The 11,781-nt window shown below is 64.9% G+C and carries 20 protein-coding genes; all 20 read left to right on the forward strand.

Annotation, left to right across the window (positions count from 1 at the left end; genetic code table 11):
* The first annotated feature begins 88 nt into the window (after positions 1-88).
* Complete coding sequence (locus DF200_RS02465) at positions 89-616, forward strand: hypothetical protein (protein ID WP_109136707.1); 528 nt, start codon at positions 89-91, stop codon at positions 614-616.
* Complete coding sequence (locus DF200_RS02470) at positions 609-806, forward strand: hypothetical protein (RefSeq protein ID WP_109136708.1); 198 nt, start codon at positions 609-611, stop codon at positions 804-806. The genes DF200_RS02465 and DF200_RS02470 overlap by 8 nt, the downstream gene beginning before the upstream one ends.
* On the forward strand, positions 803-1,777 hold the full coding sequence (locus DF200_RS02475; protein ID WP_109136709.1) for an LvrA C-terminal domain-related protein: 975 nt from the start codon (positions 803-805) through the stop codon (positions 1,775-1,777). Before DF200_RS02470 ends, DF200_RS02475 begins: the two co-directional genes overlap by 4 nt.
* Positions 1,761-2,243 carry a hypothetical protein gene (locus DF200_RS02480; RefSeq protein ID WP_146191987.1) on the forward strand — a complete coding sequence of 161 codons (483 nt, stop codon included), beginning with the start codon at positions 1,761-1,763 and terminating at the stop codon, positions 2,241-2,243. The genes DF200_RS02475 and DF200_RS02480 overlap by 17 nt, the downstream gene beginning before the upstream one ends.
* The gene (locus tag DF200_RS02485; protein WP_109136711.1) at positions 2,240-2,473 is read left to right on the forward strand and encodes a hypothetical protein; all 234 of its coding nucleotides are present in this window, start codon (positions 2,240-2,242) and stop codon (positions 2,471-2,473) included. Before DF200_RS02480 ends, DF200_RS02485 begins: the two co-directional genes overlap by 4 nt.
* Positions 2,470-2,727: a hypothetical protein gene (locus DF200_RS02490; protein WP_109136712.1), complete on the forward strand. Its 258-nt coding sequence runs from the start codon at positions 2,470-2,472 to the stop codon at positions 2,725-2,727. The genes DF200_RS02485 and DF200_RS02490 overlap by 4 nt, the downstream gene beginning before the upstream one ends.
* Positions 2,724-2,873 carry an antitoxin gene (locus DF200_RS02495; RefSeq protein WP_109136713.1) on the forward strand — a complete coding sequence of 50 codons (150 nt, stop codon included), beginning with the start codon at positions 2,724-2,726 and terminating at the stop codon, positions 2,871-2,873. Before DF200_RS02490 ends, DF200_RS02495 begins: the two co-directional genes overlap by 4 nt.
* Entirely contained in the window at positions 2,870-3,394 is a 525-nt protein-coding gene (locus DF200_RS02500; protein WP_109136714.1) for a hypothetical protein, read from the forward strand. Before DF200_RS02495 ends, DF200_RS02500 begins: the two co-directional genes overlap by 4 nt.
* Positions 3,395-3,456: 62 nt before the next feature.
* On the forward strand, positions 3,457-3,783 hold the full coding sequence (locus DF200_RS02505) for a hypothetical protein (protein ID WP_146191988.1): 327 nt from the start codon (positions 3,457-3,459) through the stop codon (positions 3,781-3,783).
* Positions 3,780-4,112, forward strand: a complete 333-nt coding sequence (locus DF200_RS02510) for a hypothetical protein (RefSeq protein WP_109136716.1) — start codon at positions 3,780-3,782, stop codon at positions 4,110-4,112. The genes DF200_RS02505 and DF200_RS02510 overlap by 4 nt, the downstream gene beginning before the upstream one ends.
* Positions 4,109-4,444: a hypothetical protein gene (locus DF200_RS02515; protein WP_109136717.1), complete on the forward strand. Its 336-nt coding sequence runs from the start codon at positions 4,109-4,111 to the stop codon at positions 4,442-4,444. Before DF200_RS02510 ends, DF200_RS02515 begins: the two co-directional genes overlap by 4 nt.
* The gene (locus DF200_RS02520; RefSeq protein ID WP_109136718.1) at positions 4,441-4,707 is read left to right on the forward strand and encodes a hypothetical protein; all 267 of its coding nucleotides are present in this window, start codon (positions 4,441-4,443) and stop codon (positions 4,705-4,707) included. Before DF200_RS02515 ends, DF200_RS02520 begins: the two co-directional genes overlap by 4 nt.
* A gap of 86 nt (positions 4,708-4,793) precedes the next feature.
* A complete protein-coding gene (locus tag DF200_RS11075) occupies positions 4,794-5,555 on the forward strand; it encodes a hypothetical protein (protein WP_170112469.1) in 762 nt (253 codons plus the stop codon).
* Positions 5,556-5,725: 170 nt separating this feature from the next.
* Positions 5,726-6,073 (forward strand): HNH endonuclease, encoded by a 348-nt coding sequence (locus DF200_RS02530; protein ID WP_241520093.1) that lies wholly within the window; start codon positions 5,726-5,728, stop codon positions 6,071-6,073.
* 110 nt (positions 6,074-6,183) lie between these two features.
* On the forward strand, positions 6,184-6,600 hold the full coding sequence (locus tag DF200_RS02535) for a hypothetical protein (RefSeq protein WP_109136719.1): 417 nt from the start codon (positions 6,184-6,186) through the stop codon (positions 6,598-6,600).
* Positions 6,593-8,023, forward strand: coding sequence for a terminase (locus DF200_RS02540; RefSeq protein ID WP_338323268.1), 1,431 nt, complete (start codon positions 6,593-6,595; stop codon positions 8,021-8,023). The genes DF200_RS02535 and DF200_RS02540 overlap by 8 nt, the downstream gene beginning before the upstream one ends.
* Entirely contained in the window at positions 8,020-9,537 is a 1,518-nt protein-coding gene (locus DF200_RS02545) for a phage portal protein (protein ID WP_146191989.1), read from the forward strand. Before DF200_RS02540 ends, DF200_RS02545 begins: the two co-directional genes overlap by 4 nt.
* Positions 9,464-10,771, forward strand: a complete 1,308-nt coding sequence (locus tag DF200_RS10760) for a VG15 protein (protein ID WP_158275753.1) — start codon at positions 9,464-9,466, stop codon at positions 10,769-10,771. Before DF200_RS02545 ends, DF200_RS10760 begins: the two co-directional genes overlap by 74 nt.
* A gap of 2 nt (positions 10,772-10,773) precedes the next feature.
* Positions 10,774-11,082, forward strand: coding sequence for a hypothetical protein (locus tag DF200_RS02555; RefSeq protein ID WP_109136721.1), 309 nt, complete (start codon positions 10,774-10,776; stop codon positions 11,080-11,082).
* A 168-nt stretch (positions 11,083-11,250) separates the two neighbouring features.
* Positions 11,251-11,769: a scaffolding protein gene (locus tag DF200_RS02560; RefSeq protein WP_146191990.1), complete on the forward strand. Its 519-nt coding sequence runs from the start codon at positions 11,251-11,253 to the stop codon at positions 11,767-11,769.
* Positions 11,770-11,781: the final 12 nt, after the last annotated feature.

Raw genomic sequence — 11,781 nt, forward strand, 5'->3', positions numbered from 1 at the left:
GCCCCGTGTGCGGCATGGCGTTGGACCCGTCCGGCCGCTGCCGCTATCGGGACGAACACATGTTCGAGGAATACGGATTGGAATTGTGATGGCACGCAACAGGCGCAGCGCCAAGCAGGCGGGATACCAGTTGGAGGCGCAGATGGAACGATGGCTGCAATGGGCGTTCGCCGATCCGCGCATCTGCCGTCTGCGCACGCACGGACGGCTCGACCGCGGCGACATCGGCAACCTGTTCTACATGGGCCAGCCCGTCGTGATCGAATGCAAGAGCACCGCCAACGGCCCGGACGGCAGGCCCCGCGGCGTGCGCCGCGAGTTCGACGAGGCCCTGTACGAGGCCGCGGTCGTGGGCAGCGACTGGCCGGTGCTCGTCAAGAAACGCGACCGCGTCACCGACCGCGACCACATGGCCGGCGGCCGTCAGCTCGCCGTCATCCAACGCCGCACCTGGAGGCTGCTCGCCGACAACCTCGCCGAGGGCGTCGGGCTCGACTGGCTCCACGACGCGCCCCTGACGCCGCTGCCGCGCAATCCTAGGCTCATCGGCGCGGACTGCGCCACCGTGTTCCGCCTGTTCAACCACGGCCTGCCATTGGGGCCCGACGATGCGTAGCCGCGGCGGCACGTTCATCGCCGGCCGGCGCGCGGACAGGACCAGCCGGCGAGGACGCGGACGCGACCGCATCGAATGGTCGCTCGACTGCTCCGCCGACACCGGCCCGAACCTGCACCTGTACGACACCGCCATGGCGGTGCCCGAACTCAACCAATGGATCCAGCAACGACGGAAGGGAGGCCGATGATGCCCAGGAGCGGATACGCGAGGCTGAGCAACGGCCTGTGGCTCAACGACAAGATCAACGACCTCATCGACGCCAACCCGCACGCGTTCGCCATGTGGACGCTCGCCATCTCCTACTGCTCCGACGAGCTCAACGACGGCGTGCTCTCCAGGCGGGCGCTGCGCCGCATCGGCGCGGACGAGTCGGACGTGGCCGACCTCGTGGCCTTCGGCCTGCTCGACGAGTGCGACGACGGCTCGGGCTCGTATCGGATCCACGACTACCTCAAGCATCAGAACAGCCGCGACGACGTGGAGCGTGACAAGGAGGCGGCGAGGGAGCGCATGCGCCGCAGACGCTCGAAGCGTTCCGGCGAACCGGAGACGAACGAGGAGGACACGGAGGCGGAGCCGGACGAAAACCGTTCGGAAGATGTTCGCCCGAACAACGGGCGAACAAACGCCGAACGTTCGAAAACCGTTCGGAAGAAGTGCCTTGGTTTAAACCAAAACCAAAACCAAGAATCTTCTAACGAAGATTCTCTCCCCCAAACCCCCTCACGGCCGCGGGACGAATCCGGGCCTGACCGTCCGGGGGGCGGGAACGCCTACACGGCCGAGTTCGAGCAGTTCTGGACGGCCTACCCGCGCCACGAGGGCAAGCGCCGGGCGTTCGACGCATGGCGCCACGCCCGGCGCAAGACCGGCCACGAGCACCTGCTCGCCATGGCCGACCGGTACGCCAAGGACCCCAACCGGGAGCCCCGGTACACGCTCACGCCCGCCAACTGGCTCGACGGCGAACACTGGCTCGACGACCCCCAGCCGCCCAGACGGCCGACCGGTCCCAGGGCGTCGCCCGACCCGGACGCGAAAAGCCGCTCGCAACGCAACCTCGAAGCGAACATGGCGAACACGTGGAAATACATGACACCCGCCGAAAGGGCGGAATACCAGCGAAAGAACGGAGAACAGCATGTTGACCAAAGGTGAGGCGGCGGCGCTGCTCAGCCTGCGCAACTCGCACCACGGCAACGCCCAGTGGGACGACCTCCAGCTCGACGCGTTCCACGCGGAGCTGCGCTCGGACATCACCGCCGACGAGGCGCGCGAGGCGCTGCGACGCTTCTACGCCGCCGACCACGAGGGCCGCTGGTGCGGCAGCGGCGACATCAACGCCATCGTCCGCCGCATGCGAAGCGAGGGCAGGCCCACCGAGGCCCAGATCGGCCGCGAATGCGAAAAACGCCGCCTGACGGCCTCGCAGTCATGGGAGTACCGACGACGCAGAATGCGCGGCGAAGCCCCGGACGAAGCCGAGAAAAACGTTTCACCGGGGCGGAACATCCGACAGGTCGAAACCCCGGACCGACATTCCAACGCCGCACGACACAGGACCGGCGCACCCGCCCCCATCGGCGGCACCAGCCTGACGACCATCCTCAAGGAGACCCGATGAACCGTCGCATCCACATCAACATCACCCTAAACGCGAAACCCAGCGAACACGGCAACAGCGTGCTCCTGAACGTCCTGCGCACCTACAGCGGCGGATGCACCGCATCCGACAAGATCCAATACCGTCTCCCGCTGGGCAAGGCCGAACGGATCGCGAACGACATCCTCGACGCCATCGACGAATGCGGACGCATCCGCGCCGGCGTGACCCGCGAGGAGGACCGCCCATGACCTCAAGCGCATGGGCCGACTGGCGCAACATGAGCGCCGACGAACTGGAGGGACTGCCATACATGGCATGCACATGGAACGGCACCACGGTGCAGGGACGCCTCACCGGACGCCGCATCGGACCCGTCACCGTGATGGGCGACCACGACCTGCCCGTCGACGTCATCATCACCGGCAGACCCAACACCGCCGCCCTCGCATACCGCAGCATCGGCGTGTTCAACCCGACGGACCACGACCGGGAGGGCAGATGAGGCGATCCGCCATCCGCAAGATCATCACCCTGCACGAACGCGGATACACGCCCCACGAGATAGCGCCCCTCGTCCCGTTCGTCACCGAACAGGCCCTCACGGACATCATCCGCCAATACGAACAATCCAAGAAGGAGCAGCAATGAACGACAATACCGCCGAAAAGGTCATCGAACGGTTCCGAATCCTCGCCGGACAGCACCCCGGACGGCTCGTGGTGGCATGGTACCCCTGCCGGGGCATCCGCGTCGACGAATCGCTGAAGGACATCAGGACCATGCTCGACGACGACGGCTTCACCGGCATCACGGTCATCCCCGCCTTCAGGGACGACGCCGAAGGCGAGCCCGACGCACGCTACCTCATGGGCCAGTACCGGTACATGGAGGCCATGATCCGTCACGAAACCGACCCGGACGGGGCCGACGGAACCGAATCGGACGACGACATGCCGCCATATCCGGACGGGGAAGGCGACCACGTCCGCGGCCTCTACTACCGGTATCACCTCAACCAGGCCGAATCATGGGCATACTCGGCGCGCCAGGCCGCCGAGGACAGTGGAGACACCGTCATGCTCGCCCAGATGGAACACGTCCTCAAGGAGATGCGCATGGCCGACACACTCGCCGAAGCCCTCATCAGGACGGAAGGGGACCGGCGATGAGAATCACCATCCGGCTCGACACCATCACCGACATCCACGTAGAACGATAGGAGGCGACAACCGTGGACGCATCACCCTCACCATCATCTTCACCCTCACGCATCACCATCACCTTCACCGCCAAGGACATGCAGGACACCACCATCGACGAAGCCCGGCGCCGCCTCGAAGACGCCGGATGGCATCGCGTGCAGGTCGAGTACCTCGCCGCCAGCCACCCGGACCGCGACCGCAAACGCCTCGTCGACAATCTCGCCAACGACCTCGCCGTCGCCCTCGACGCCCTCGGCCTCACCCTCGCTCCCAGCGTCAACGACGCCGACGAACCCGACATGGAGGACCTGCTCGCCATCGCCGACAGACTCACCGGACACAGGGAGGAATCATGACAAACGAGAAGAACAGCAACCAGCACCCGGACCCGGGGACCGACCTGCCCATCGCACTGCTCGCCGACGGCCGCATGATGGACCTGACCGGCCGGGCATGCAACCTCGTCGTCCAGTTCGCCTACCCCGACACCATCGGATGCAGCACCATCGCCGTCATGCACCTGAGGCCGAACGACAAACTGGCCGACGTGAGCATCAACAGCGACCTCGACGAGAAAAACCGCGTCAAGTTCGCAAGCCTCCTCGAAGCCACGGCCCGAAGCCTGCGCCACTACCGGCCCGGGGAGATCGGCATGGAGGACGTGCCATCCGAGGGGGAATCATGAGGCAGAAGCCAAACCGGCCCGGACTCTGGCAGGATCGCGACGGCGACATATGGATCGTCACCCCGGAGAACGACAAGGCGATGATGGTGAACGACCTCTGCTCGTGGACTCTGGAAGAGCCCGTCAAGCGATTCACCAAAGACGTCGAGGGATATGCGCCATTCAGCCGCATCCCGGTGGAGGAGGCCGACGCCGTGATGGACCTGTTCTATACCGGGAAGGAGGAACAGTGCTCCATGTGCGGAGAGTATGACACCGACGTCGTGGACGGGCTATGCGAATGGTGCCGCGCCAATCCAATCGACGAAGACGACTTAGAGGAGGAATCATGACAAACAGGACACGGCGCAAGCTGCAAACGCTCACGGCCGCGGCCGTCGCCATCACCGCCATCATCCTGCTCACGGGCTGCGCCGGAGAAACGGCCGGACCCGCGACGCGGGCCGAATGCGCGGACGCCGACGGCTACGGCCCGAGGGAATGCACGATCACGCTCGAGGACACACGCCGCGTCAACTGCATCGAGGACGCGGGCTCCCACGGCATCGGACTCTCCTGCGACTGGGACCACGCCGACGGGGGCGACGACCTCTAAGGACGGTCGAAAAGGCGAAACCCTCCGCGAAATGGCGGAGGGCACGGACAACACAACCATTGTAGCCGATCACGGAGGGTATCGCCTTGGACAACCGCCTTTGCCAGCATTGCGGCAACCGGATCGAACGGCCGTGGACCCTGTGCCCGGCATGCCGCCGCGACTACGCGGCCGCACTGCGCCGGCTCATGACGCTCATGCGGCTGCTCCGCCAGCGCGCCGAGGGCCGCTACACGCTCGCGTCGGAACGCCGACGCCACCCCGGCGACGGGCACGCGCCCACACCGGTCAACGAACACCTGTGCGACATGCTCGACGAGACCGAGGACCTGCTGCAGGACGCGTGCGTGGACGCCGGCTTCACCTGGCTCGACCGATGGCACCGGCTCATACCACGCATGGCGTCGCATCTCGCGGTCCTGTGCCGCGCACCCCACGCCGGCGACCATCTGCACCGCATCCAACACGCCGTCGCACGCATCGGCCCCGTCGTGGACCGCGTGCCCCGCACCCGCCGCATCATCGGCGCATGCCCGGCATGCGGACGAGAGGCCACCGCCGCCAGGGGCGAACGCTGGCGCATCTGCAAATGCGGCACGCTCCTCGACACGGACGAGATACGCGAGGAGGCGCGCAGAAGGGTCGAGGCCACGCACCTGACCCGCACGCCCGCAGGACTCTCCGAATGGCTTCGCGAGAACTACGGGTACGAGATCAGCCGCAAACAGGTCCGGCACTGGATAGAACGCGGCAAACTGCCCAGCACGAAGGCGATTGACGGCGGATACTACGAGTTCTCCATCCGCGAGGTCCTCTCCAACGCGATGGCGTTTTCCAAGCGGGAGTAGACTGGGGCCGCACCGTGGTATACTCTCGTATCGAGAATAGTGTGAGACCCCGGAAGGTGACCCTCCGGGGTCTTCGCATATCCGGCCATTTTCATGGGAGGCTACCCGGCCGGGCGCGGCGGACTCCAACCCCGCCGCGAATCATGTCCTCCCGCCACACGACAACACACATGAAGGACGGCCATGCCATGGGGCGAGGCAATCCGAGGCGCCGCAACGGGCATCGGCGCGACCAGCTGCGCAAGCGGGTCCTCGCCGCCTACGACACGTGCGCGATCTGCGGCCGGCCCGTCGACAAGAACCTCAGGACACCGCATCCGATGAGCCCGGAGGTCGACGAGATCATCCCCGTCAGCCGGGGCGGCGACCCATTGAGCTTCACGAACTGCCGGCTGACGCACCGACGCTGCAACCGGTTGAAAAGCAACCGGAGCGACGACTACGCACGCGCCCGGCTCGCACACAGACCAACGCCGAACGCCACGTCGCTGCCGTTGGCGACCAGCGGCGACTGGTGACCCACGGGGACCCACCCCACCCCGGCCTTCATGGCCACCTCGGGCGCAGGGCCGTTCTCTCCCCGCGGTTTGCATCCGTGACATGTCACGGCAGATTGGAGGTGTCACAGATGCGAACATGCGCCCACTGCGGCAATCCACTGCCCTCGGGCATGCGGTCGACCGCCAAGTACTGCGGCGCCGCGTGCCGGAAGGCCGCGCAGCGCGCCCGTCAGGACAAGGCCATCCCCTCCCGCGACTCGGCGAAGTCCACGGCGAAGCGTGAAACGAAGCCCGCTCCGCTGACGGGCCGCGAGTTCGACCGGATGATGGACGGCAAGCTGGAGGACGTGCTGCGGCACAACCGCGACCGGCTCCAGGCCGCGTTGGATGATCCGGGCACGCCGGCGAACGCCCTGCCGGCAATCAGCAGGCAATTGATCGCGGTGTGCCGTGAACTGGAGGACATGGGCGGCGGCGACCCGCTGCTCGATGGTCTCATGGACGATTCGGAGGTGGATGCGGATGTCGGAGCGTCGGTTGTCTGAGATCGCCGCCCGCCTGGTCCGGCCGTCGGGCATCGTGTCCAGTGATTTCACCCGACTGAACAAGGTGGCCGTCAGGGCGGGCATCCGCTACGACCTGTGGCAGCAGGGACTCCTGTACCTCCTTTTCGCCCGCCGGGCCGATGGCCGGTACGCGTGCGGGGAGGGCGGCACCGTCGTCTCCTCGTGCCGGCAGATCGGCAAGACGTTCACGCTCGGCACGGCCATGTTCTTGAAATGCGTGCTCAGGCCGGGGTTGAAGGTCATCTGGACCGCCCACCACACACGCACCAGCGACGAGACGTTCGCGGACCTGTGCGACCTCGCGAAGAACAGGCTGCTCGCCCGCTACGTGGAGCGCATCCGGCGTGCGAACGGCCAGCAGGAGATCGTGTTCCGCGGAGGCTCGCGCATCATGTTCGGCGCCCGCGAGAACGGGTTCGGCCGGGGCCTGCATTCGGTGGATGTGGAGATCTTCGACGAGGCGCAGATCCTGACCGTGCGCGCGTTGGACAACATGCTGCCCGTGGTCAACACGTCGCCCGATCCTTTGGTCGTGTTCCTGGGCAACCCGCCCAAGCCGGGCGACCAGTGCGAGGTGTTCGAGGAGAAGCGGCGCAGTGCATTGGCCGGCGCGGACGGCATGGTGTACGTGGAATTGGCCGCCGCCCGGGACGCCGACCCCGACGACCGCGAACAGTGGGCGAGGGCGAACCCCTCGTATCCGAGGCGCACCAGCGAGACGGCGATCCTCAGGATGCGCAACCTCATGGCCCCCGACAGCTTCCGCCGCGAGGCGCTGGGCATATGGGACGAGACGGCGGCGCATACGGCCATCGACCCGCAGCAATGGAAGGACTCGGCCATCGAGACGCCGGCCGCGCCCACGCAGACCGATCTGACCGGTTATGCGCTCGACATGAGCCCCGACCGGAGCACGCTCGCGATCGGCGGCGCGGTCAGACATGCGGACGGTTCGGCGCATGTGGAACTGCGCGCCTTCGAATCCACGAGGGCGAAGGGCACGGCATGGGCGGTGGACTACATCGCCGAACACTGGCCGCGCGCCGCGAGCGTGGTGGTCGACGGCCAGTCGCCGGCCATGGCGCTCCTGCCCGATCTCAAGGCCCGGCACGTGCGCGTGATCGTCACGAACGCCGGCGACATGGGACGCGCCTGCGGGCGCCTGCTCGACATGCTGCGCGACCACAAGCTCACCCACCTCGCAGACGACCGACAGCCCGCGTTGGCCTCGGCGGTCGCGAACGCCACCACCCGCGGCATCGGCACGTCGGGCGCGTTCGGCTGGAACAAGACCGGCTCGGACATCGACATATCCCCATTGGTCGCGGTCACGCTCGCCCTCTACGGCACCTACATCACGAAACGCAACCCCAACAGGAGACAGATCATAGGAGGCGCATGATGTCGGAGATCACCATGTCCCCGAAAGGATGGGAGAGAGGCGTCAGCGCGAACAGGCTCAAGCTGGTCGCCCCCTCGCATGTGGAAGGCCTCTTCGACGAGGAGCTCGGCCTATTGGCGGAACTGTGCGACACATGGGTGCGCTATTCCGAACGCAATGCCACGCTCACCGCATACTACGAGGCCAAGGAGCCATTAAAGGATTTCGGGCTGACGATGCCGAAGTCGATTACGGAGAACTACACGCCGCTTGGATGGGCGCGTAAGGCCGTGGACATGCTCATGGAACTATGCGTGTTCGAGGGATTCGTCGCACCCGGCATGGACGACCCGTTCGGACTGCAGGATTTCATGGCGTCCATCGGATTCACGAGCGTTCTCCAGCAGGCCATTCAGACCGCGCTCATTCATGGCTGTTCGTTCCTCACCGTCGGCCGCGCCGCGGACGGGCGGCCGACCATCCGCACCCACACGGCCGAAGCATCCGCGGCGATATGGGACTACCCGAATCGCCGCATCAAGGCGTGCATGAGCATCTGCGACCAGGACAAGCACGGCAACGCCACCGGCCTGATGCTGTACATGCCGGAACGGAACATCCTCATCGAAAAGCATGACGGGGAATGGGCCATACCGGCTGACGCCACGCCCGAACCGACCGTGGACGGCAGGTGCATGGCGTTCCGTCTCGCCTACAAGCCCACACAGATCAAACCGTTGGGAAGGTCCCGCATCAGTCGGGACGCCATGCGCATCATCGACGGCGCGAACCGTACCATCTGCCGTGCCGAAGGCAACGCCGAGTTCTACTCGTTCCCGAAAATCCTGCTGCTCGGCACCAGCGATGACATCGCATCCATGAGCAGCGATAAGGCGCTGGGGCTGTACATGGGACGGTGGAACGCGATCAGCAAGGACATCGACGGGGACTCCCCGTCCGTGGTGCAGCTGTCGGCTTCGACCATGGACCCGCATCTGACGATGCTGAAGTCCTGGGCCGCGATGTTCGCCGCCGCTGTCAACATCCCGGCGTCCAGCCTCGGCGTGGTGTCGGACTCGAACCCGACCAGCGCCGAGGCGACGGAGGCCCAACGTGAGGACCTCATCATCGAGGCGCAGCATGCGGATAGGGACTTCGGCGACAGCATCCTCGAGACGATCCGCATGGCGGTGCGCATGCGGGACCCGTCCGTGGACGAGGCCGAACTCCTCAAGCTTCAGGTCGACTGGATGAACCCGAGCATGCCGGCGACGAGCATGAGCGCGGACGCGTACAGCAAGCTCGCCGCTTCCATCACCGGATTCGGCGACAGCGACGTGGGCTTGACCCGCGCAGGATTGAGCCGCAGCGAAATCATTCGCCTGAAGGCCGACCAGCGCAGGGCAAACGCGTCGAAGATTCTCGACAACATCAGGGGCAGCGACATGGCCGGAGGCGTGAATGTACTACGACAGCCTGAATCTGTCGGTGGAGAAACGCCGACAGTTGGAACTGGACCTGAACGATCTGTATGACGACTATGTAGACACGCTGTCGAAATTGGAGAAGGAGGCCGGGAACCTCGTCTCCGGCATGGTGTGGGACGGCGAATCGCCGGAACTGGTCCGGGCGGCGATGGAACGGTACGCCGACGCGGCGAACACGTTGACCGGCCAGTACTACCAGAACGTACGCGACACGTGGCAGCAGTACGTCGGGGTGGATTTCCCCCAGTTCTCCCCGGTCTCCGTGGACGCCAACCGTGCGGTCTGGCAGATCGAGGGCGGTTTCGCCAATACGGATTTCAACGGATTGACCTACAAGCAGGTCATGGCGGGACGGTCCCGCGCCGGGAAGACCATAGACGACCTGTGGCCATTGTTCACGAAGAACGATTACATGAAGGCCTATCAGTACGCCTCGCAGATCGTCAGCGTGACGGCACGCATCACGACGATGCGCAGCACGGCCACAGACCCTACGAAACCGCGTTACGCACGTGTGCCGAGCGGCGCGTACACATGCGCGTTCTGTGTCATGTGCGCGTCGCGTGGATTCGCCTACTGGAGCGAGGAGATGGCCGGTAAATTCAAGCCGTTCCATGCGAACGACGATTGCAGGGTCATCCCCAGCTGGGGCGTCTACAAGTTCAACGCCTACAATCCCGAATACTACATGGCCATGTACGAGGCGGCGAAAAACAAGGCGTCAGGCACCTCAGCCAGAGAGATATGCGATGAGATGCGCCGGCTTTACCCAAGCAGGCTCACGGACGGCGTCTTCAAGGATGATGCTAAGTTCACCAAGGACAACAGCCTCCGATACGGCCTCTGGCGGGCGAACCGCGTCAAGGCCATGCGCAAACACGACTTCACCCATTCATCGCTCGACCTCATCCCGCCTCCAGAACCTGCCGAGCCCCCGCAATGGCCATCCGACCTGCCGCTGATCATCCGTGCCAAGGAATGGAACCACATCCTCTACGGTTCGAATGATGGAGGCGGACACCTGCACGGGTACGGGTGGCAGAATCCAGGAAAAGCCATCGAATTCCCAGAGCACTGGACGTCCGACGATATACGGGACGCCGGCATCGCGATTCTCGACTCGGAGGAGAATCGCGCAACTATCGCACGGATCCTCGCCGACGGCAAGCGCCGAGGCGTTGTCTCGGGTACAATCGATGGCATCGAAATCAAGGTGGCTTTTTCTCAGGCGGGCAAAGGCCCGGCGCGCGTCACCAGCATGTTCCCTGTCGGAAAGGAGTAGACATGGGGTCGGCACAAGTAAGTCTCGCCTATCGGCATCACGAACAACTGGCCTCCGCCATGATCGCCCTACTGCGTGAACATGGAGACTCGTATGGCGCCGACCTTGCACAGGACCTTCTCGACCATGATGGTCCGGGTTTGTCGGTCGAAACCTGCTGCGAAGCCATCATGGAACAGCGAATCAACCCCACCTCCATCACGCCATTGTTCCGGCTTCTGCGAGAGGAAGATGACGTGTTCCGCGAGGAGAGTCAGGAATTCCATGATTATCTCATGGACAGCGGCACCGAGGTCATACCTCTCGACTGACTGCACCAGAACGATATGAAGCCACTCATTCGAGTGGCTTTTCTCATATCCACGGATTTCACACTCATTCGTATCGATTGGGTGGGCGCAGCCATGCGCATCGCAACAAGAATGGCCGTCCACGCGCGGCGTCAGCGCGGAAAAACAGCATAAGGAGCCAGCATAACCATGGCAGAAGAACAGATGGCCGACCAGACGCAGACAAAGGATCAGCAGGACGAAGGCGGGGCGCCTTCCACGCCTGATGGTTCAGATCGGCGACAGCGCTCATATTCCGAGGAGGACGTGAACCGCATCGTCAAGGAGCGTCTGGCACGGGAACGCGCCAAGCACGCCGACTACGACGACGTGAAGCGCAGGGCCGGAGAAGCCGACACGCTCCAGTCTGAATTGGAGAAATCCAAGGCCGAGACCGAGGAGCTTCGCACCAAGGTCGAACACGCCGAACACGAGCGGAAGCTCACGGCCATCCGATCCACGGTGGCGGCGAAGTACGGCATCGCGGACCCGACCGTGCTCGCCGTGGGCGATGACGAGGAGCAGATCGACGCTTACGCGCAGAAGCTCATGCAGGTCTTTCGCCCGTACGCCCGGCTTGATCAGGCGCGCAGCACCGAGGCTTCCGGCAAGACGCCGCGCGACAATGCCAAAGCCTTCGCCGAAGCCATGGAGAAGGCCGGCTACTAATCACAACCTCAC

It is taken from the genome of Bifidobacterium catulorum, from assembly GCF_003129925.1.
Classification (GTDB): Bacteria; Actinomycetota; Actinomycetes; order Actinomycetales; family Bifidobacteriaceae; genus Galliscardovia; species Galliscardovia catulorum.

What these genes read in the sequence shown, in the direction of transcription:
- DF200_RS02465 (WP_109136707.1), top strand. Translation starts at nt 89, where the DNA reads ATGGCACGCAACAGGCGCAGCGCCAAGCAGGCGGGATACCAGTTGGAG.
- DF200_RS02470 (WP_109136708.1), top strand. Translation starts at nt 609, where the DNA reads ATGCGTAGCCGCGGCGGCACGTTCATCGCCGGCCGGCGCGCGGACAGG.
- DF200_RS02475 (WP_109136709.1), top strand. Translation starts at nt 803, where the DNA reads ATGATGCCCAGGAGCGGATACGCGAGGCTGAGCAACGGCCTGTGGCTC.
- DF200_RS02480 (WP_146191987.1), top strand. Translation starts at nt 1,761, where the DNA reads ATGTTGACCAAAGGTGAGGCGGCGGCGCTGCTCAGCCTGCGCAACTCG.
- DF200_RS02485 (WP_109136711.1), top strand. Translation starts at nt 2,240, where the DNA reads ATGAACCGTCGCATCCACATCAACATCACCCTAAACGCGAAACCCAGC.
- DF200_RS02490 (WP_109136712.1), top strand. Translation starts at nt 2,470, where the DNA reads ATGACCTCAAGCGCATGGGCCGACTGGCGCAACATGAGCGCCGACGAA.
- DF200_RS02495 (WP_109136713.1), top strand. Translation starts at nt 2,724, where the DNA reads ATGAGGCGATCCGCCATCCGCAAGATCATCACCCTGCACGAACGCGGA.
- DF200_RS02500 (WP_109136714.1), top strand. Translation starts at nt 2,870, where the DNA reads ATGAACGACAATACCGCCGAAAAGGTCATCGAACGGTTCCGAATCCTC.
- DF200_RS02510 (WP_109136716.1), top strand. Translation starts at nt 3,780, where the DNA reads ATGACAAACGAGAAGAACAGCAACCAGCACCCGGACCCGGGGACCGAC.
- DF200_RS02515 (WP_109136717.1), top strand. Translation starts at nt 4,109, where the DNA reads ATGAGGCAGAAGCCAAACCGGCCCGGACTCTGGCAGGATCGCGACGGC.
- DF200_RS02520 (WP_109136718.1), top strand. Translation starts at nt 4,441, where the DNA reads ATGACAAACAGGACACGGCGCAAGCTGCAAACGCTCACGGCCGCGGCC.
- DF200_RS02530 (WP_241520093.1), top strand. Translation starts at nt 5,726, where the DNA reads ATGAAGGACGGCCATGCCATGGGGCGAGGCAATCCGAGGCGCCGCAAC.
- DF200_RS02535 (WP_109136719.1), top strand. Translation starts at nt 6,184, where the DNA reads ATGCGAACATGCGCCCACTGCGGCAATCCACTGCCCTCGGGCATGCGG.
- DF200_RS02545 (WP_146191989.1), top strand. Translation starts at nt 8,020, where the DNA reads ATGATGTCGGAGATCACCATGTCCCCGAAAGGATGGGAGAGAGGCGTC.
- DF200_RS10760 (WP_158275753.1), top strand. Translation starts at nt 9,464, where the DNA reads ATGTACTACGACAGCCTGAATCTGTCGGTGGAGAAACGCCGACAGTTG.
- DF200_RS02555 (WP_109136721.1), top strand. Translation starts at nt 10,774, where the DNA reads ATGGGGTCGGCACAAGTAAGTCTCGCCTATCGGCATCACGAACAACTG.
- DF200_RS02560 (WP_146191990.1), top strand. Translation starts at nt 11,251, where the DNA reads ATGGCAGAAGAACAGATGGCCGACCAGACGCAGACAAAGGATCAGCAG.